Below are 18,913 nucleotides of genomic sequence, written 5' to 3'. Positions count from 1 at the left end.
ACGCGATGCCGTAGGCTAGCGTAGGCAGAAACTAGCGAGCGGAAGTGGTTAAGGATCAAACCGAGTTGCCCTTTTGCGCTGGGGCTCCTGCTCCGAAGTGTTTCTTGATAGCGAACGTATGTTTTAGTATAATTAATAAAATATGTCGAAGAAAGTTGTTGGAATGTTGAAGAGCGTCGAAATATGTGCAGGTGCTGGTGGCCAGGCGCTTGGTCTGGAGCAGGCTGGCTTCGAGCATGTCGCTCTTGTCGAGTACGAAAAAGAATATTGCGACATACTTTCACTTAACCGACCAAACTGGCCTGTTCATTGCAAGGATGTGCGGTGTTTCGACGGAAAACCTTTTCGGGGATGCGTGGATCTTTTGGCGGGGGGCGTCCCTTGTCCTCCTTTTTCCCATGCTGGCAAACAACTAGGTAAGGATGACGAAAGGGATTTGTTTCCCGAGGCGTTGCGTCTTGTTGATGAGATTAGACCGCGAGCGGTTATGCTTGAAAACGTGAGAGGTTTTCTTGATCCCCGATTCGAAGACTATCGGAATATGATATTGACTAGCCTTGATAGTCTTGGATACAGAACAAGGATTAAATTGCTGCATGCTTCTGATTATGGGGTTTCGCAATTAAGACCGCGCGTGGTAATAGTGGGTATCAGCAAAAATGAGATTGACACTTTCAAGTATCCTGAACCCCATGGTCAAGACACCCCTACTATTGGTGAGCTTCTCCATGACCTTATGGCAGAAGATGGTTGGACACTTGTGGACGAATGGGCGAAGAAGGCCAACGGGATTGCTCCGACTATAGTTGGAGGTTCTAAAAAGCACGGGGGCCCTGATCTTGGCCCGACGCGAGCAAAGAAGGCATGGGCGGTGTACGGGGTTGATGGTGCGGGTGTTGCCAATGAGGCACCTTCTAAAGACTTTTCGGGAATGCCCAGATTGACCAGTCGTATGATAGCTCGCATTCAGGGTTTTCCTGATGATTGGAGTTTCGGAAAGGGAAAAACAAAGGCGTGCAGGATGATTGGAAACGCGTTTCCTCCGCCAGTCGCAAGGTCTGTAGGCTTAGAGATACGGAGGTGTCTTGATGGATCCACTTGTCGCGGTCGCGCGTGATAGATTTCATGCCAGCCTTCTAAAGGGTACGTTGACAGTTTCCGCTGAAGGAATACCGTCGAATGCTGATAAAGGAAGCAAACTCTCGATTGCCATAGCGAAAGGGATCGCCGACCAATTAGAGATTCTTGAATTCGAAAAAATTGCAGGACAAACAAGTGGATCTAACTTCGAAGAGGCAGTGAAAGTTTTCCTTGAAGAGACATTCTTGTTTATGGGAAATCTTCGTCCGGGAATATGGTCAGTTGAGAAATTGGGCAATAGAAGCAGAACGAAAACATCTTCTTTTGTGCAGTACCATCATCTTTCAGAAATAAATGCGCTTATTCGGGAAAACGAAGCGTTGGCTACTGTTCTCGGGAATGATTATTTGGTATGTCCAGACATATTGATATCCCGTGAGCCTTACGATGATGATTTCATTAATGTTCCGACCTACTTGGTTGATGATAGTGTGAGTACACTGGCAGATATCCGTGCCAAATATCGCTCGTTGCCCATTTTGCATGCTTCAGTTTCGGCCAAATGGACTATTCGCAGTGATCGGGCTCAGAACAGTCGTACAGAAGCTTTGAATCTAATAAGAAACAGAAAGGGGTCGCTTCCACATATTGCTGTCGTAACGGCCGAACCTTTGCCATCTCGCATATCCTCGTTGGCGCTCGGGACGGGAGACATTGATTGCGTATATCATTTTGCATTGTACGAATTGAGGAACTCTATTGAGGCGGTAGGCGCTGAGGATGCGCTGGAGTTGCTAGATATTTTAGTTGAGGGCAACAGGCTAAAGGATATTTCCGACTTGCCTTTAGACCTTTGCGTGTAGCGCGAGGGCCCAGCCCAATGACCACACCTACCACCATTCGTCTCTACGGCGCGGCTCCGGACTCCATTGTCGACGGGCCGGGGTTGCGCTATGCCGTGTTCGTGCAGGGTTGCTCGCATGCGTGCCCCGGGTGCCACAATCCCGACAGCCAGCCATGCATGGGTGGCACGATGCGCGCGATCGAGGACGTGGTGGCCGACATCGCGGCCAACAAGCTGGTGCAGGGCGTCACCATCTCGGGCGGCGAACCGTTCGAACAGGCCGCAGCCTGCGCCGAACTGGCGCTCCAAGTGCGCGAGCTGGGGCTGAACGTATGGACGTACTCGGGCTATCGCTACGAGCAGCTGGAGGCCGGCTTTCCCGACGCGGCCGCACGCGAGCTGCTCGATCAGACCGACGTATTGGTGGACGGCCCGTTCGTCCAGGCGCAGCATTCCTTCGATCTGCCCTGGCGCGGCTCCCGCAACCAACGATTGATTGACGTTCCCGCAACCCGAACCCACGGGCGCATCGTTTTATGGGAAACTCACGAGGACTTCCCTGAAAAGCCCCCGTCGTGGTGAAGGCGGGTGAGACAAAGGGACGGGGTTACTGTCTCATTTCGCGTGCGAAATGAGACAGTAACCCCGTCCCTTTGTCTCATCGCCCCCGTATCTCGTCTGACATGGTAGGATAACGGCATGGAACAGCTTCAAAACTACATCGACGCTCTCGTGCGCACCGACTGGGTGACCACGGCCGTCTCGGCGGTGGTCATTCTGGCGATCACGGCCGTCATCGCGCGTCTGACGAGACGCTTCCTGCGCCGTGTGCTCGAGATCAACGAGGAGCGCGACCTTCCCTCAAGCTCCATCTTCATCAACATCGCCCGCGGGGCCGTGTGGATCACCGGCGTGTGCATCATGCTGTCAACCTGCTTCCGCGTGGACGTGAGCGCCGCCATCACCGCGCTCGGCATCGGCGGCATCGCCATCTCGCTGGGTTTCCAGGACACCCTGTCGAACCTCATCGGCGGCCTGCAGGTCAGCTTGCTGCGCATCATCAAGCCGGGCGACAACATCGAGGTGGGCTCGTCCACGGGCGTGGTGAAAGACATCACCTGGCGTCACACCACCATCCGCAACAGCGCGGGCGAGGAAGTGCTCATCCCAAACTCCATCATCAGCAAGACCGCCCTCACGCACCTGCCTCCTACGAACCAGGTGAGCTTGGCCGTGGTGGTCACCACCGACGGCCAGCACCTCGACGAGGTGGCGACAGCCATCGAGCACGAGGCGAGCGAGGCGGCGGCTACCGTCGGCAAGGTGGTCAAGCAGCCGAAGCTCACGTTTTCGGAAATCACCGCACAGGGTTATGCGGGATCCATCTCGTTCAGCATGGCCGATAGCCGCACCACCGGCCGCGCCACCGACGCGGTACTGCGCGCCGTCGCCCCGCTGACCCGCACGTCCGCGCCCGAGCGCGCGGAGCAGGTGCTGGAAGACGCGCAGCGAGAAGCCGATGAAGCCGCAGCGCGCGAGGCCGACGGCTCGGCAAAGACGAAACCGAAGCCCAAGCCGAAGCCGGCTTCCAAGCAGAAGCGCAAACCGAGCTTCCGCAAGCGCATGGCGCGGGCCCTGCGCATCGGGAAAGAGGAGCAATCGTGAGCGAGGAGGCGAGGGAGACCATGTCTGAAACGCGTTTGGCCGAAGGCCCGCTGCACCACCTCGATGGAGCGCTGGCCGCGTGCGGTTGGGCCACGTCGCTTGTGCGCACGTACGACCGCGATCGCATCAAAGCGCCGAAGTACCGCATCAAGGAGTGGGACTACTACCTGGTGAACGACGACGAATTCGCCGTGGCGCTCACCGTGGGCGACATGGGCTACGTCGGCCTCATCTCGGCTTCGGTTATGGACTTCGCCCAGGCCACGTCCCACACGGCGAGCGTGATCGCGCCGTTTCCCCTCGGGCGATTCAAGCTGCCCGCGACCTCGGAAAAAGGCGTTACCGCGTTCGAGAACAACCGCGTGTCGTTCCGCTTCGAGGTGGAAGACGGGCAGCGCCGTCTCAAGGTGTGGTTCGCGAACTTCGACGACAACGACGACCTGTCGTTCGAGGCCGTGCTCGACGAGGAGCCGCGCGATTCGATGGTGATCAGCACGCCGTGGGCCGAAGACCCGCTCGCGTTCTACTACAACCAGAAGATCGTCGCCATGCGAGCGCGCGGCAGCTTCAAGAAGGGCCTGCTCGTGCACGGGTTCTGCCCCGAGGACTCGTTCGGCCTGCTCGATTGGGGGCGTGGCGTGTGGACGCGCGACAACACGTGGTACTGGGCCGTGGCGCAGGGATGGCAGGGCGGCCGTCGCTTCGGGCTCAACCTGGGATACGGGTTCGGCGATACGTCGGCCGCGTCCGAGAACATGGCGTTCGTCGACGGCGTGGCGCACAAGCTCCATCGCGTCGACTTCGGCATCCCCGAGAAGACGGGCGGCGCGAGCGCGAAGAAGACGGCCGATCGCTTCCAGCTCATGCAACCCTGGCATATGACCGACGACGAGGGACGACTCGACCTCGTGTTCACCCCGTTGCTCGACCGTGTGGACTGGATGGATTTCAAGCTGATCCGCTCTGACCAGCACCAGGTATTCGGGCGTTTCGACGGCACGGTGGTGCTCGACGACGGCTCGACGCTGCCCGTGGACAATCTCCTCGGGTCCGCCGAGGTCATCCACAACGTGTACTGACGAAGCGTCGAAAGGACGCAGGCTGACCGGCCGATGCCGAGAGGCGGGGGATCGCGTTCGCGCTTGCTTTTGAGGCGCATGTTCGTATAATAGAGGCGAGCCGCAGGGAGCTGTTACTCCCCACGGCTCTCGAATCGCCTCGGCGGTTTGGCTACTTTTCTTACGGCTCCTTGTCCTTGCGGATCGGGAGCCGCTCCATTATTGCGGTCAAGAACCCCAGCAAACTGGAAGCGAACTCAAGGATCGCCGCGATCAAGGCCAAAACGGTCATGGCGTCCACCTCCCTCCGCACGGTCCCTCACTCGGGAGCATCTGGTGGAAAGGGGTGTGGTGCCGCGCCGCCTCCGCGCTTCGTGCCTACCAGTATAGCAACGCGGTATCACGCGGCGATGGCGCAGATCCAGCGCGGATCCGCCTCGATCTTGCGGGGATCCAGCGCGCTTCTCACGCGGATTCCACGCGGCCTGCCGCCGTTTCCCCCGCGGATTCCACGCGCGTCCTACGCGCGTGCCTCGCGAATCCAACGCGGGCGTATCCTCGAGGCTTCGCTAGTCGTCGACGCCGATGATAACCGACGATGCCTTGACGATGGCGTAGGCGGTCTGCCCCACTTCCAGATCGAGATCCTTGAGCGAGCCCATCGAGATCGTCGACGTGATCAGCTGGCCTCCGTCCAGCTCGAGGATGACGATGGCGTTCACCGCGCCCGGATGAATGGCGGTGACGGTGCCCTTCAGCGTATTGCGTGCGGAAAGCTTCATGATGCCCCTTTCGTGCGGTATTCCCTCCGCCGACCATTGTATCGTGGCCGATTACGCGTGCGCACGTCATGCGTCCTCAAACTTTACTCAGATTTGATCGGCTTCCGACACTCCTTTGATGCTGGTTCCTCATCATGGTTGTCGCAGCGGGCCGAGGGCCCGCGTTCAGCGAACACCATGCGCCTTCAAGGCGCCAACGAAAGGAACAGACAACATGAAGAAACGACTGCTGATGGTGGCGATGGGGGCCGTGCTCGCGTTCGGCCTGCTGGGCGTCGCGGGCTGCGCAGGCGGAAACGGCGCGACTGCAGCGGACGGAAGCGACGGTGCATCCGCTTCCGCAAGTCCCTCGGGCCAGATCTCGGTGTACTCGCGCGAAGACGGCTCCGGCACCCGCGGCGCGTTCATCGAGCTGTTCGGCATCGAGGAGAAGGACGCGAACGGCGACAAGGTGGATATGACCACTCCGTCTGCGGCCATCACGAACTCCACGTCGGTCATGATGACGTCGGTGTCCGGCGACGAGAACGGCATCGGCTACATCTCGCTCGGCTCGCTGAACGACACGGTGAAGGCGCTCAGCATCGACGGCGCCGAGGCGACGGCCGAGAACGTGAAGAGCGGCGAGTACAAGGTGGCCCGTCCGTTCAACATCGTGACGAAGGACGGCACCTCCGACGTGGCGCAGGACTTCATCGACTACATCATGAGCGCCGAGGGTCAGAAGGTGGTCGAGGATAACGGCTGCATCTCCGTGGCCGACAACGCGGGCTCCTACACGGCTTCCGGCAAGTCCGGCAAGATCGTCATCGCCGGCTCTTCGTCGGTAACCCCGGTCATGGAGAAGCTGTCCGAGGCGTACAAGGCCCTCAACCCCGACGTCACCATCGAGGTCAACCAGTCCGACTCGACCACCGGCGTGAACATGGCCGCCGAGGGAACCTGCGACATCGGCATGGTCTCTCGCGAGCTCAAGGACTCCGAGAGCAGCGTGAAGGCCACGGTCATCGCGCAGGACGGCATCGCCGTTATCGTGAACCCCGGCGCGTCGCTGGACAACCTGACGTCCGACCAAGTGAAGGGCATCTACACCGGCGAACTGACCACCTGGGAAGATATCGTTCCGTCTGCTTAGCAGCCGCCGGAAGCGCTCGACGCTGCGAGGTGCCGATACACCCCAAATCGCCCCTTTTCGCTGCGCGAAACGGGGCGATTCGGGACCCCTCGGCACCTCTCGCTGACTTTGCCAAACCAAGGAGTTTCCATGTCCCACCCGCATATCAAGGAAGGCATCGCGAAGGCGCTGTTCGTGGGAGCCGCGGGGATTTCGATCCTTGCGGTCGCCCTCATCTGCGTCTTCCTGTTCGCCAACGGCGTGCCGGCCATCGCGCAGATCGGCCTGCCGGAGTTCCTCTTCGGCACCACGTGGCGGCCGGCCAACGATATCTACGGCATCTTCCCCATGATCATCGGCAGCATCTACGTGACGGCCGGTGCCATCGTCGTGGGCGTGCCCACGGGCCTTCTGTGCGCTATCTTCCTCTCGCGATTCGCCAGCGGAAAGATTGCAGCCGTGCTCAAGCCCGGCGTCGAGCTGCTGGCCGGCATCCCGTCGGTCGTGTACGGCTTCTTCGGCCTCGTGCTCATCGTGCCGTTCATCCGCGCGAACATGCCGGGCAACGGCCTGTCGCTGCTGGCGGCAGCCGTGCTGCTGGGCATCATGATCCTGCCCACCATCATCACCGTGGCGCAGAGCGCGCTCGATGCCGTGCCGAAGAAGTACTACGAAGGTGCGCTGGCGCTGGGAGCCGACCACGAGCGCTCGGTGTTCCGCGTCATCGTGCCCGCCGCCACCTCCGGCATCATGGCCGGCGTGGTGCTGGGCGTGGGCCGCGCCATCGGCGAGACGATGGCCGTCATCATGGTGGCCGGCAACCAGCCCCTCATCCCCGAGAGCATCTTCAACGGCGTGCGCACCATGACGGCGAACATCGTCCTGGAAATGGGCTATGCGGCCGACCTGCATCGAGGCGCCCTCGTTGCCACCGGCGTGGTGCTGTTCGTGTTCATCCTGCTTATCACCATGCTGTTCAACGTAATCAAGAAGCGAGGTGAGATGAAGTAATGAGTCCGAAGCTCACTATAGCCTACGAGGCCGGTTCCGCCCCCGCGGCGCCTGCCGATTCCGACGACCGCATCGATGCCCTGTTCGCCGTTGCGGAAACGCGCCAGCGTAAAACGCGTCGCGTCGTGTCGGCGCTGCTGCGATCGCTCGTGTACCTGGGCGCGTTGCTCACTACGGCGGTGCTCTTGTTTCTCGTGGGATACATCCTGGTCAACGGCGTGCCGTACCTCACGCCCAGCCTGTTCGCCTGGGAGTACACCTCCGACAACGTCTCGCTCATGCCGGCGCTCGTCAACACGCTGCTCATGGCGGCGCTCTCGTTGGCCCTCGCGGTGCCCGTCGGCGTGGGATCAGCCATCTACCTGGTTGAATACGCACCGCGCGGTAGCCGTTTCGTCCAGATCGTGCGCACCACCACCGAGACGCTGCAGGGCATCCCCTCCATCATCTACGGCCTGTTCGGCATGCTGTTCTTCGTGACGGCGCTGCACTGGAACCTGTCGCTCATGGCGGGCGCGTGCACGCTGGCCATTATGGTGCTGCCCGTGGTCATGCGCACCACCGAGGAAGCGCTCATCGCCGTGCCCGACGCCTATCGCGAAGGCGGTTTCGGCCTGGGCGCGGGCCGTTTGCGCACGGTGTTCCGCTGCGTGCTGCCCTCGGCGGTTCCCGGCATCCTGGGCGGCGTCATCCTGGCGTTGGGCCGCTGCGTGGGCGAGGTGGCAGCCCTCATTTTCACGGCGGGCTCCATCGCCCAGATCCCGAACTTCCTCGAGCAGGGCGGCATGGCGCTGTTCGACTCGACGCGCACCCTGGCCGTGCACATGTACGTGCTGGCCAGCGAAGGCTTGCATGTGAACGAAACGTACGCGACGGCGGTGGTGCTGCTGGTCATGGTGGTGGTGCTGAACCTCCTGGCCACGTTCGCCGCGAAGAAGATGAGCAAAGGAAACCAAGATGACTAACGCTACCGTAGAGAAGACCACGACGCGCGCCGCAGCCTCCGCGACCGCGCACACCTACCTGCCGCAGGCTCGCGTGCGCACGGTCGAGCGCAGCGGTCGGCAGGCTCCCGCCGATGCGCCTGTGAAGATGGGCGTGCGCAACCTCGACCTGTTCTACAAGGACTTCCACGCGTTGAAGGGTATCAACCTGGAGTTCCCTCAAAACCAGGTGACGGCGCTCATCGGCCCGTCGGGTTGCGGCAAGTCCACGCTGCTGAAAAGCCTCAATCGCATGAACGACCTCGTGGCGGGCTGTCGCGTCGAAGGGGAGATCACGCTCGACGGCGAGGACGCCTACCGCTCGCTTGATGTGAACAACCTTCGCCGCCGCGTGGGCATGGTGTTCCAGCAGCCCAACCCCTTCCCGATGAGCGTGTACGACAACGTGGCGTTCGGCCCGCGCACGCACGGCATCAAGAACCGCGCCGACCTCGACGTCATCGTAGAGCAGAGCCTGCGCGACGCCGCCATCTGGGACGAGATGAAGGACCGTCTCAAGAAGAACGCGCTGGGCCTGTCCGGCGGCCAGCAGCAGCGCCTGTGCATCGCTCGCGCATTGGCCGTGCGCCCCGAGGTGCTGCTCATGGACGAGTCCACGAGTGCGCTCGACCCCATCTCCACTGCGAAGATCGAGGATCTCGTGGGCGAGCTCAAGAGCAAGTACACGGTGATCATGGTGACGCACAACATGCTGCAGGCGCTGCGCGTGTCCGACAAGACCGCGTTCTTCCTGCTGGGCGAGATGGTGGAGTCCGGTTCGACCGACGACATCTTCACGAACCCGACCGACCCCCGCACCGCGGACTACGTCGCCGGACGCTTCGGCTAAATAGGGACGTCGGGCGATTGAATTTGCGAGTGGATGCGAGGGCATGACGCCCGACGAGCCGTACCTGTCCCGAGCGTCCTGTCCCTGGCTTCCGATCGAGGCCGAAACGGCAAGAAAATACCGATTTCGGAAGTTTCAGGCCGGGTCGCCGGCGCGCCGGGAGGTCCTGTCCTGCATAATGCCCGGTCGCGACGATACCCCGTCCCGCCGTACGCTCCCAGCTCCCATCCGGAGCGTCGCGTACTTCCGAAATCGGTATTTCCTTGCCATTTCGGCGGTGGGGGGATGCACGAGGAGTTTGCGGCGGAAAGGGGCTGCGATTGGCGGAAACTTCCCCTGTTGGCCGATCGGGCTTCGCCGAGGTCTTCCGTTTCGAGAGAATCGGAAGGGAAAGGCCAGGTTGCGGCACCGGTCGCAGACGCAGGCGGGAAACGGGGTTGCCAATAGGGGAGATTCCTGCCGAAAACCCCCGTGCGGCAGGATGTTCGTACGGCAAGATGACGCATGGGATCGCCAAAGCGTTCGCCGAGAGCGAGTTCGATCGGTATCGCGTGACCCGGGACAGGTTGTGCGAGTCGGATTTCGACAAGACGGCTCAGCTGGCCCTCTTCGGCGATCGTGATGCAGCAGAAGGACTTGAAGGAGGGGAGTGGCGCCGCGTCCCTTCCGCAACACTTTACGCAAATTTGACTCGTCCGGCGCTGCGGTCGCTTTCCGGCTGCTTTACAATGAGCCGAAACGGTTGGAACGTTCCACGGGAGCCCCCACGATGATCTACTACGTTGAAGACGATACCAACATCCGCGACCTGACGGTGTACGCGCTCAAGCAGGCCGGCTTCGAGGCCGCGGGCTTTCCCGCGGCGGGAGAGTTCTTCGCCGCCTGCAAAGAGCGCCTCCCCGAGCTCGTGCTGCTCGATATCATGCTGCCCGAGATCGACGGGTTGGAGATCCTCCACATGCTGCGGGAGAACCCCGCGACGAAGCACCTGCCCGTCATGATGCTCACGGCCAAGGGCACCGAGTTCGACACGGTGAGCGGCCTCGACGCCGGCGCCGACGACTACCTGGCCAAACCCTTCGGCATGATGGAGCTGGTCAGCCGCGTGAACGCGCTCATGCGCCGCGCCTCGGCGCCGCCCGTGGTGGCCGACGACGAGCTGGCGTGCGGCCCCATCGAGCTGTGCGTGTCGGCCCACACCGTGCAGGTGGCGGGCGAGCCCATCACGCTCACGCTCAAGGAGTTCGACCTGCTGCACACCCTCTTGCAGAACCAAGGGCACGTGCTGTCGCGCAGCCAGCTGCTCGAGGACGTGTGGGGCATGACCTACGTGGGCGAGACGCGCACGGTGGACGTGCACGTGCAGACGCTACGCCAGAAGCTGTCCGCGGCGCAGGAGGGGGCCGATGCCCTCGTCCGCACCGTGCGCGGCGTCGGCTACTGCATCAAGCCCACTTCGTGAGCGCGCGCATGAGCCCCACCCATTTCAAGGTCAAGAACCTGTCCGGCAAGATATTCACGAGCGTGCTCGCGTTCACGCTCGCCATCATCGTGGCACTTTCCGTGACGATGACCACCATCTACTATCTGTCCTACGAGCACGATGCCGAAACCGAGCTGGCCGCCAGTGCCCAGGACGCCGCGCGCTACCTGAACGCCACGCCGTCGTCCGAGAACGCCCCGGCGCTGAAAGAGCAGTTCAGCGGCTTGACACGCTACACGCTCATCGCCGAGGACGGCACGGTGCTGTTCGACAGCGCAGCCGACACCGACGCCATGGAGAACCATGCCGACCGTCCCGAAGTGCAGGAGGCGGCTGCCCAAGGCGAGGCCGTCACCATGCGCTATTCCGAGACGCTCGGCACCGATACCGTGTACGCTGCCGTGAAGCTCGACGACGGCAGCATCGTGCGCCTGTCCGAGACGCGTCATTCGCTGCTGTCGTTCCTCAGCGAGATGTTCATGCCCGTGCTCGTGGCGCTGGCCGTGGCGGTGGTGCTCGTGTTCCTGCTGTCGAAGATGCTCACGAGCCGCATCATGAAGCCCATCGACGCGCTCGATTTCGCCAACCCGCTCGACAACGAGATCTACGAGGAGATGGACCCGCTGCTCATCCGCATCGACGAGCAGCAGCGGCAGCTGAAGGCTCAGAACACCGAGCTGGCCGAGGCCGAGAACATGCGCCGCGACTTCTCGAGCAACGTGAGCCACGAGATGAAGACGCCCCTGCAGGTGATATCGGGCTACGCCGAGCTCATGAAGAACGACATGGTGCAGCCGGCCGACCGCCAGAAGTTCGCGGCGCTCATCTACGATGAGGCGCAGACCATGCGATCGCTCATCAACGACGTGCTGACGCTGTCGAAGCTGGACGAGTCGGCGTTCGAGAACGATGGCGCAGCGGCCATCAACCTGTACGTGGTGGCGCAGCGCGTGGCGGGCCGCCTGGCCAGCTTCGCCGCCGACCAACACGTGAAGGTGCAGGTGGAGGGTGCGTCGGCGTGCATCGCGGGCAGCGAGACGCTGGCCGAGGAGATGCTGTACAACCTCATCGAGAACGGCATCCGCTACAACCACGAGGGCGGCAGCGTCACCATGAAGGTGGGGTCGGAACGCGTGGAGGGCTCGCCTACGGGAGACGAGGCGTGGCAGACGGTCGTGCGCGTCAGCGACACGGGGCCGGGCATTCCCGAAGAGCTGCATGACAAGGTGTTCGAGCGCTTCTTCCGTGTGGACAAGAGCCGCTCGAAGGAGACGGGCGGCACAGGGCTCGGCCTGGCCATCGTCAAGCATGCCGTCATGTACCACGGAGGCGCCATCGAGGTGGAGAGCGCCGAGGGGCAGGGCACCACGTTCGTGCTGCGGTTTCCCAGCGCCTGACGTTCACGGCCTTCCCGGACGCCCTCTGCGGAGGGCGTCTGCCTTTCTGCAGGTTCGGGCACGAGATGCGGTAACGGGGGGATGGTGCCGGTCCGAGACCCCTCGCCGCCGCGGCGCCGAGGGGCTACAGGTCTTCGAACAGTTGGCCCAACGTCACGCCCAGGCCGAGCGCGATCTTCTCCATGAAGTCGACGGTGGCGTTGCGGCTGCCCGCCTCGACCTTGGCGAGGTACGACCGGCCCACGCCGGTCATGAGCGCAAGCTGCTCTTGCGTCAGATTGTTCTGCTCGCGAAGCGCCCGGACGCGCTGGCCGACATTTTTCCTGGTTGTCTGAGTCATAGGCAAAGAGTACGGGCTTGTGCGGTATACTAGGTGTCCTATAGGGCACAATATGCAGAGGCGCCCAAGCAGATGCGGGGAGGCATCGAAGGAGGGTATCCGCATGATCCAAGACGAAGTGCTGTTCACGCCTCAATTGGCGACGGTGGTGGTCGATCTGCATCGTCGCATCGGCGAGACGATCGCCGAGGCGTCCGGGGTGTCGTATCTCGAGTTCTGCCTGCTCTCGTCGGTGCGCTCGCACGGCGGGTCATTGCTGCTGGCCGATTTCCCTCGCAACGCCCTGGCGAACGCGAACACGGTGGTCGTAGCTGCGAACGCGCTTGCGCGCGCCGGCTTCGTCGACAAGGGGCGCTGCCCGAGCGACGGGCGGCTGACCGTCCTCGCGGAACGCGCCGAAGGATCCCGTGCGCTTGAGCGCGGATACGAAGGGGTGTTCCGAAGCCTGCGGTCGTCGGTGTGGGCGAACCACACGGACGAGGACATCGAAGAGATCATGTGCTCCTTTCCTTCGGTAGCCGAGAAGCTGGGCGTCGGCGCCGAGGAGATCAACCGGCTCTGCCATCGGGTGCTCACGCCCGCGTACCTCATGATCGTCGCGGCGCTGCTGCGGCGCTGGTCGCGCGTCGTCGCGCAGTATGCCGGCCTGTCGTTTGCGGAATACCGCTGCCTGGCCGTTCTCGAGGCGCGCCCCATGCCGCTGGCCTGCGCCGCCATCGCCGAAGCCCTCATGCTGGAACGCACGTCGGCCTCCGCGCTGGTGGCGAAGCTCGCCCGCAAGGAGCTCGTGACGTACGGACCCGGCGCCGATCGCCGTCACAAGGCGATCTCCCTCACCGAGAAGGGCGAAGTGAGCGCCGCCTTGGTCACGGGAAAGCTTGGCCGCGTCACTGCCGAGCTGTACGCGGGGGTGGACGCTTCCCTTAAATCCAAGACGAACGAATTGCATATGCGCATGCACGCAACCTACGCTCGCCCGTAAGGCGTTTCCGAATCCTCCCAGTTCAAGCACCTCCCTTTTCGGTTCATTCCCTCGAATTGCATGATGCGCCGCATCATGCGAAAACGTTTGTAACCGATTCGTTACACCTCGTACACTTGCAGTATAGGAACACGGGGAAACGAGGGGAATCATGAAAAGTGACGAACGAAAGGCAGCTTGCTCATCGATGCGGGCGGGAGCGGTCGCGGTGCTGACGCTCGCGGCGTTGGCGTGCGGGCTCGCTGGGTGCGCGCCGAAGGCGAACGAGGGCGCCGCTTCGCCGAAAGACGACGAAGCGGCTGCGGTGCAGGTCGATTTCTCCTGGTCGGAAACGAGCGATTGCGGCATGTGCCACGCGAAGGAGCAAGCGTCGTTCGATGATGGCACTTGCGCCGCCTCCCAGCACGAGGGGACGGCGTGCGCCGTGTGCCACGCCGACGCTTCGACGCTCGCATCGGCCCACGAGGGGGCGACGGCGGAGAAAGCGGCGAAGGCTGTGTTGAAGAGCACGGCGGTGGATGCGGCGACGTGCGAAAGCTGCCATGCGCTCGACGAGGTTGCGGCCGCCACGGCAGGCGTGGAGACGCTTACCGATGCGAACGGCACCGTGGTCAACCCGCATGCGCTGCCGGAGTCGGCCGACCATGCCGAAGTGACCTGCACGAGCTGTCATCAAACGCACGTCTCGGGCGCCACCATCGAGAAAAAGGCCCAGCGCGCGTGCGCAAGCTGCCATCACGCCGACGTATACGAATGCTACACCTGCCACAGCTAGGACGTGCTTGAGGGATGACGCGGCATCGCCGTGAAACCCCGCCGCGCCCGAGGTTGGCCGCGGCGGCATATCGGAGGAAGGGAAAGGTACGATCATGGGGAACGACACACGCTTTACTCGCAGGAACTTCTTGAAGGGCACCGGCATCGCGGCGATCGCGATGGCGGGCGGGGCGCTTGCCGGGTGCTCGTCCGGCGGAGGCTCGGCCAACGCGGCGTCCGAGCCGGTTTCGGATGCGACGTCCATCGCATGGGCGAAAGAGGCCGACGTCGTGGTATGCGGCTACGGCGCGGCCGGCGCTTCCTGCGCCATCGAGGCGGCGGCGAACGGCGCGTCGGTGATCATCCTCGAGAAAGCCGCGCTGCCGGGCGGCTCGATGGCCCGTTGCGGCGGAGCCATCATGGGGGCGCCGACCAAGATCCAGCAGGCGCTCGGCATCGAAGACAGCGCGGATGCTCTGTACGACTGGGTCATGACCTGCACCGACGGCACGTGCAGCAAGGAGATCGCGCGTGCGTACGCCGACGTGGCCGGCCCGAACGTCGACTGGCTCGACGCGCTTGCGGAGGAGTACCTGGGGCAGCCGTGCTTCGAAGTGGCCATGGCCGAGGCGAACAGCGCGGTCGACGAGGGGCGTCACAACGGCGCCGTGGGCGGTTGCCTCGACGCGACGGGTTGCGAGTACGAGAAGTTCGGCGTCAAGCAGGAGGAGGCCGTCCCGCGCACCCACTGGGCCAAGGCGGCTCCCGACAATACGGCTAACTCTGGGCCCGAGCTGTTCGACCCGCTGCTGGCGTGCATCGAGAAGCAGGACGCCATCGAAGCCGTCTTCAACACCGCGCTCGTGAAGCTGGTGACGAATGCCGAGGGCGTGGTCGTCGGCGTGGAAGCCGAAGGCCCCGACGGCACCGTGTTCTATAAGGCGAACAAGGGCGTCATGCTGGCCACGGGTGGGTTCCCGGCCGGTTTGGACATGCAAGAGCGCTTCTGCCAGGACGCGCTCGACTACGCAACCTACATGTGCAAGGATTGCACGGGCGACGGCGTGAAGGCGGCCATGGCCGTGGGCGCCGATCTGTACAACATGTGCAACTACTATCCCATCGAGGTGGCGCAGCAGTACCACTACAACGTGCAGTACAACGACGTGTACAACAGCTGGGACATGGATTCCGACGGGTACATGGAAGTGCCGGCCATGAATCTGGCCGAGACGCACGGCGGCCTCGTCATCAACACGGACGCTCAAGTCCTCGACGTGTGGGGCGAGCCGATCCCGCACCTGTACTGCTCGGGTTGCGACACCGGTTCCAACATCTTCGGCGTTCCGGGCAACTACCCCGGATGCGGCTGCTACGTGAGCTTCTCGTTCGCGTTCGGGCGCATCGCCGGCAAGAACATGGCCAACTCGGAAGCCGTCGCCTAGCGATCCCTCGTCAGCGCGGCCTCCCTCCCCGCTGCGCGACCTGCACGGCTTCCCAAAGGAAAGGGGCTGCAACGTCGACGTTGCAGCCCCTTTCGCGTCTGTCGAACGGCGAGCTTCGCGCTCGCGAGCAGGCGGGCGAGGGGCGCGGCTGGCAAGACGAAGGCAGGTTGGTGGCGCCATCCCGGTCCGGCGCGCCTCTTGCCCCGTTAGCATCTCCCTGTGCATTATGCGGGGAACTCTACGATGCAAAATCGAGTTTTTGGCTTGTCCTGGCCTTCCGGAAACGGGCTTTAAGCTTCGGTGGCGGAGGGTATCCCGGAAAACTCCAGCTCACGTTCAGCTGGGCCTGATGAACGAGCGCGGCGACGTGCCAAAAATCCGATTTTGCATCACATTGCGCTCTGTGCTCGCATCACGCGAGGCACCTCGAGGCGGTCGCGAGGGTGCTTGCGCTTGTGAAGGAGGGGTCTGGGGCATCGACGATCGCGGGACGTGCTCGTTCGAAGTCGATGGGTGCACTTGAGCAAGAAAGCCCCGCCCCCGGCCAGAAGGATGAACCCACCTTAAAAGGTGGGTGCTCGCAGCTCGCTTCCTGGCTTTCGTATCGACAGACACGAATCCCCATTTCACGCGCGATCTTGAGCTCCCTCATGTATCAGCATCGGTCCATCGCAAAGTATGGCTACGAGGGCAGGACCTATCTTTGAGTATATGGGTAGCACTGTCAAAATAAAGTCTTGACATCCGGTTGTTTCGTCGAATCCACAAACATAGGTAGGCAAACAGGCGTTCGCATGATACGATATGCGGCATGGATACGCTATTTACTGAAATGGAAAACGAGCGAAAGTCGGAAGTCGCGCCCCTCGCGGTGCGCATGCGCCCGCGCACGCTCGAAGAAGTGGTCGGCCAGGACGAGGCGGTGGGCCCCGGCTCGTGGCTGCGCAACGCCATCGAGCAGGACCAGCTGAGCTCGGTCATCCTGTTCGGCCCCGCGGGCACCGGCAAAACCTCGCTCGCGCACGTCATCGCCGAGACGACGAAGGCCACGTTCGTGGAAGTGTCGGCCATCGGCGGCACCGTGTCGGACCTGCGCCGCGAGATCGACGCGGCCGACAAGCGCCTGTCGGCGTTCGGCCTGCGCACCATCCTGTTCGTCGACGAGATCCACCGGTTCAACCGCAGCCAGCAGGACGCGCTGCTGCACGCGGTGGAAGATCGCGTCCTCGTGCTGGTGGGCGCCACCACGGAGAACCCGTTCTTCGAGGTGAACTCCGCGCTGATCAGCCGATCGCGCGTCGTGGAGCTGCACGGGCTGTCGGACGAGGAGGTCGTCGCCCTCGTGGAGCGCGCGCTGACCGACGAGCGCGGCTTGGGCGGACGCTACCAGCTGGACGATAAGGCGCGCGATGCCATCGTGCTGTTGGCGGGCGGCGACGGGCGCGCGGCCCTCACCACGCTCGAGCTGGCCGCCGGCATGGTGGAGCCCGGCACGGCGAAGAAGCCCGCGAAGATCACCGAGGACAACGTGCGCGCGGCCACCCCGCACCGATCGCTGCCGTACGACAAGAACAAGGACATGCACTACGACGTCATCTCGGCGTTCATCAAGTCTATGCGCGGCAGCGACCCCGATGCCGCCCTGTATTGGCTCGCCCGCATGATCGACGGGGGAGAGGACCCGAAGTTCATCGCGCGCCGCATGTTCATCGCCGCGTCGGAGGATATCGGCAACGCCGACCCGCAGGCGCTGCTCGTCGCCGAAGCCGCGTTCAAGTCGGCCGAGGTCATCGGCTATCCCGAGTGCCGCATCAACCTGGCGCAGGCCGCCATCTACCTCGCCCTCGCGCCCAAGAGCAACGCGGCCGAAGCCGGCATCGACGCCGCGCTGGCCGAGGTGCGCAAGGGCCCATCGCGCAACGTGCCCGACCACCTGCGCGATCGCCATCGTCCCGGATCGGAGAACTACGGCACGTACCAGTACCCGCACAGCTATCCCAGCGGGTGGGTGGACCAGCAGTACCTGCCCGACGGCCTGCAGCGCGGATGCTTCTACCGTTCCAGCGATCGCGGCTGGGAGGCCTACCGCAGCGACACGTTCGCGCGCGACCGCCTCGACGCCGGGGAAAACCCCACGTCGCGCGGAAAGTAACCGATTGCCTACTCCTATGGAAGCAGGGTGAAAAGTTGACCTCGGTCTGTATATCATCCAAGGTGCTCGTGCTATAGTAATGGCTTCGGAAACAGGAGGCATACGGTGGATATCAGCGAAATTCTCAGCATAGCGTTGCCGGTGATCTACGTGATCGTGGGCGCGGTGCTGGTGTGGCTCGTCATCGAGCTTGTCATGACCGTCCGCAAGACGCGCAAGACGGTCGACGATCTGCAGAAGCAGGTCGAGCCCACGCTTGCAAGCGTGGAGCGCATCACGGCATCGCTCGAGCCCGTCGCGGCGAAGGTCGACCCGCTCGTGGAGCGCGTGTCGCTGACGGTGGACGCCGCTAACCTCGAGATCATGCGCGTCGACCAGATCCTCGAAGACGTGAACGAGATCACCGATTCGGTGTCCTCGGCCGTCGAAGCGGTGGACACGGTGACGAACGCCCCGGTGGAACTCGTGAACAACGTCACTTCGCGCGTGCGCAACGCGTTCAAGTCGCGTCGCGCCAGCGACGAGTCGGTGGCCCTAGGCCAGGCGAAGGCCGAGCGCGCCGAGGGCGAGCATGCCGCTGAGGCTCCCGTTGAGCGCCCGTCGTACGAGCGCCCCGCCGCTCCCGCCCCGGCGCCCGCTCCCGCGCACGAGCGTCCTGCGTCCACCCCGAACACCGAGGTGCCCGTTTCTGCCACCGACGTGGTCAAAGGCGTGGTGACGACCTCGGTGAAGGCCGCGCAGGAAGCCGTGGCCGACCAGCGCGAGCAGCGTGCCGAGCAGCGCGCCGAGCGCGAGGAGAAGGCCGAGGCCAAGCGCGCCGCCGCCGACAAGACCTCCGAAGCGGCCGCCAGCATGGCGGATGCCGTGACCACCGCAGCGAACGCCGACGCCGCTGCCGCGCAGCAGTACTTCACGTACGGCGCGGGCGCGAACGCGGAGCAGGGCAAGTAAGCGACGGCACACGGCACGAA

General features: G+C 63.1%; 18 protein-coding genes. 16 read left to right on the top strand and 2 right to left on the bottom strand.

Annotated elements, in window-relative coordinates; translation table 11 throughout:
* The first annotated feature begins 163 nt into the window (after positions 1-163).
* From C1A15_RS15780 to C1A15_RS15760, 5 genes are all read left to right on the top strand, one after another.
* Entirely contained in the window at positions 164-1,117 is a 954-nt protein-coding gene (locus C1A15_RS15780; RefSeq protein WP_101723448.1) for a DNA cytosine methyltransferase, read from the top strand.
* Positions 1,089-1,943, top strand: coding sequence for an NgoMIV family type II restriction endonuclease (locus C1A15_RS15775; RefSeq protein WP_101723447.1), 855 nt, complete (start codon positions 1,089-1,091; stop codon positions 1,941-1,943). Before C1A15_RS15780 ends, C1A15_RS15775 begins: the two co-directional genes overlap by 29 nt.
* Positions 1,944-1,960: 17 nt before the next feature.
* Positions 1,961-2,506 carry an anaerobic ribonucleoside-triphosphate reductase activating protein gene (gene nrdG / locus C1A15_RS15770; protein ID WP_101723446.1) on the top strand — a complete coding sequence of 182 codons (546 nt, stop codon included), beginning with the start codon at positions 1,961-1,963 and terminating at the stop codon, positions 2,504-2,506.
* 117 nt (positions 2,507-2,623) lie between these two features.
* Positions 2,624-3,589 (top strand): mechanosensitive ion channel family protein, encoded by a 966-nt coding sequence (locus C1A15_RS15765; protein ID WP_101723445.1) that lies wholly within the window; start codon positions 2,624-2,626, stop codon positions 3,587-3,589.
* Positions 3,590-3,609: 20 nt separating this feature from the next.
* Positions 3,610-4,668, top strand: a complete 1,059-nt coding sequence (locus tag C1A15_RS15760; RefSeq protein WP_245865058.1) for a DUF2804 domain-containing protein — start codon at positions 3,610-3,612, stop codon at positions 4,666-4,668.
* Between the two features lie 548 nt (positions 4,669-5,216).
* Here C1A15_RS15760 and C1A15_RS15755 read toward each other — a convergent pair.
* The gene (locus C1A15_RS15755) at positions 5,217-5,429 is read right to left on the bottom strand and encodes a TOBE domain-containing protein (protein ID WP_101723443.1); all 213 of its coding nucleotides are present in this window, start codon (positions 5,427-5,429) and stop codon (positions 5,217-5,219) included.
* Between the two features lie 214 nt (positions 5,430-5,643).
* Here C1A15_RS15755 and C1A15_RS15750 point away from each other — a divergent pair, with 214 nt between their 5' ends.
* From C1A15_RS15750 to C1A15_RS15720, 6 genes are all read left to right on the top strand, one after another.
* Positions 5,644-6,564, top strand: coding sequence for a substrate-binding domain-containing protein (locus C1A15_RS15750; protein WP_101723442.1), 921 nt, complete (start codon positions 5,644-5,646; stop codon positions 6,562-6,564).
* 129 nt (positions 6,565-6,693) lie between these two features.
* Positions 6,694-7,554, top strand: coding sequence for a phosphate ABC transporter permease subunit PstC (pstC, locus tag C1A15_RS15745; RefSeq protein ID WP_101723441.1), 861 nt, complete (start codon positions 6,694-6,696; stop codon positions 7,552-7,554).
* A complete protein-coding gene (gene pstA / locus C1A15_RS15740; protein WP_101723440.1) occupies positions 7,554-8,519 on the top strand; it encodes a phosphate ABC transporter permease PstA in 966 nt (321 codons plus the stop codon). Before pstC ends, pstA begins: the two co-directional genes overlap by 1 nt.
* On the top strand, positions 8,512-9,387 hold the full coding sequence (pstB, locus tag C1A15_RS15735; RefSeq protein WP_101723439.1) for a phosphate ABC transporter ATP-binding protein PstB: 876 nt from the start codon (positions 8,512-8,514) through the stop codon (positions 9,385-9,387). Before pstA ends, pstB begins: the two co-directional genes overlap by 8 nt.
* A gap of 769 nt (positions 9,388-10,156) precedes the next feature.
* A complete protein-coding gene (locus C1A15_RS15725; RefSeq protein WP_101723438.1) occupies positions 10,157-10,849 on the top strand; it encodes a winged helix-turn-helix domain-containing protein in 693 nt (230 codons plus the stop codon).
* Positions 10,846-12,267, top strand: a complete 1,422-nt coding sequence (locus tag C1A15_RS15720; RefSeq protein WP_245865056.1) for a sensor histidine kinase — start codon at positions 10,846-10,848, stop codon at positions 12,265-12,267. The genes C1A15_RS15725 and C1A15_RS15720 overlap by 4 nt, the downstream gene beginning before the upstream one ends.
* A 124-nt stretch (positions 12,268-12,391) precedes the next feature.
* Here C1A15_RS15720 and C1A15_RS15715 read toward each other — a convergent pair whose 3' ends face one another.
* The gene (locus C1A15_RS15715) at positions 12,392-12,607 is read right to left on the bottom strand and encodes a helix-turn-helix domain-containing protein (protein ID WP_101723437.1); all 216 of its coding nucleotides are present in this window, start codon (positions 12,605-12,607) and stop codon (positions 12,392-12,394) included.
* A 103-nt stretch (positions 12,608-12,710) separates the two neighbouring features.
* Here C1A15_RS15715 and C1A15_RS15710 point away from each other — a divergent pair, with 103 nt between their 5' ends.
* From C1A15_RS15710 to C1A15_RS15690, 5 genes are all read left to right on the top strand, one after another.
* A complete protein-coding gene (locus C1A15_RS15710; RefSeq protein WP_180953123.1) occupies positions 12,711-13,589 on the top strand; it encodes a MarR family transcriptional regulator in 879 nt (292 codons plus the stop codon).
* A 151-nt stretch (positions 13,590-13,740) separates the two neighbouring features.
* Positions 13,741-14,364, top strand: a complete 624-nt coding sequence (locus C1A15_RS15705; RefSeq protein ID WP_146001875.1) for a hypothetical protein — start codon at positions 13,741-13,743, stop codon at positions 14,362-14,364.
* Between the two features lie 94 nt (positions 14,365-14,458).
* A complete protein-coding gene (locus tag C1A15_RS15700; protein WP_101723434.1) occupies positions 14,459-15,790 on the top strand; it encodes an FAD-dependent oxidoreductase in 1,332 nt (443 codons plus the stop codon).
* 811 nt (positions 15,791-16,601) lie between these two features.
* Positions 16,602-17,942: a replication-associated recombination protein A gene (locus C1A15_RS15695; protein ID WP_101723433.1), complete on the top strand. Its 1,341-nt coding sequence runs from the start codon at positions 16,602-16,604 to the stop codon at positions 17,940-17,942.
* Positions 17,943-18,047: 105 nt separating this feature from the next.
* Positions 18,048-18,893, top strand: coding sequence for a DUF948 domain-containing protein (locus C1A15_RS15690; RefSeq protein ID WP_101723432.1), 846 nt, complete (start codon positions 18,048-18,050; stop codon positions 18,891-18,893).
* The last annotated feature ends 20 nt before the right edge of the window (positions 18,894-18,913 follow it).

Source organism: Eggerthella timonensis (assembly GCF_900184265.1).
Lineage (GTDB): Bacteria > Actinomycetota > Coriobacteriia > Coriobacteriales > Eggerthellaceae > Eggerthella > Eggerthella timonensis.
Note: the sequence above shows the minus strand (reverse complement) of the source record. Positions and strands in the feature narration are given on the sequence as shown.

Coding starts and splice junctions, on each gene's coding strand:
- pstB (WP_101723439.1), top strand. CDS start 8,512: ATGACTAACGCTACCGTAGAGAAGACCACGACGCGCGCCGCAGCCTCC.
- C1A15_RS15710 (WP_180953123.1), top strand. CDS start 12,711: ATGATCCAAGACGAAGTGCTGTTCACGCCTCAATTGGCGACGGTGGTG.
- C1A15_RS15725 (WP_101723438.1), top strand. CDS start 10,157: ATGATCTACTACGTTGAAGACGATACCAACATCCGCGACCTGACGGTG.
- nrdG (WP_101723446.1), top strand. CDS start 1,961: ATGACCACACCTACCACCATTCGTCTCTACGGCGCGGCTCCGGACTCC.
- C1A15_RS15705 (WP_146001875.1), top strand. CDS start 13,741: ATGAAAAGTGACGAACGAAAGGCAGCTTGCTCATCGATGCGGGCGGGA.
- C1A15_RS15700 (WP_101723434.1), top strand. CDS start 14,459: ATGGGGAACGACACACGCTTTACTCGCAGGAACTTCTTGAAGGGCACC.
- C1A15_RS15715 (WP_101723437.1), bottom strand. CDS start 12,607: ATGACTCAGACAACCAGGAAAAATGTCGGCCAGCGCGTCCGGGCGCTT.
- C1A15_RS15780 (WP_101723448.1), top strand. CDS start 164: ATGTTGAAGAGCGTCGAAATATGTGCAGGTGCTGGTGGCCAGGCGCTT.
- C1A15_RS15695 (WP_101723433.1), top strand. CDS start 16,602: ATGGATACGCTATTTACTGAAATGGAAAACGAGCGAAAGTCGGAAGTC.
- C1A15_RS15765 (WP_101723445.1), top strand. CDS start 2,624: ATGGAACAGCTTCAAAACTACATCGACGCTCTCGTGCGCACCGACTGG.
- C1A15_RS15755 (WP_101723443.1), bottom strand. CDS start 5,429: ATGAAGCTTTCCGCACGCAATACGCTGAAGGGCACCGTCACCGCCATT.
- C1A15_RS15750 (WP_101723442.1), top strand. CDS start 5,644: ATGAAGAAACGACTGCTGATGGTGGCGATGGGGGCCGTGCTCGCGTTC.
- pstA (WP_101723440.1), top strand. CDS start 7,554: ATGAGTCCGAAGCTCACTATAGCCTACGAGGCCGGTTCCGCCCCCGCG.
- C1A15_RS15760 (WP_245865058.1), top strand. CDS start 3,610: ATGTCTGAAACGCGTTTGGCCGAAGGCCCGCTGCACCACCTCGATGGA.
- C1A15_RS15775 (WP_101723447.1), top strand. CDS start 1,089: ATGGATCCACTTGTCGCGGTCGCGCGTGATAGATTTCATGCCAGCCTT.
- pstC (WP_101723441.1), top strand. CDS start 6,694: ATGTCCCACCCGCATATCAAGGAAGGCATCGCGAAGGCGCTGTTCGTG.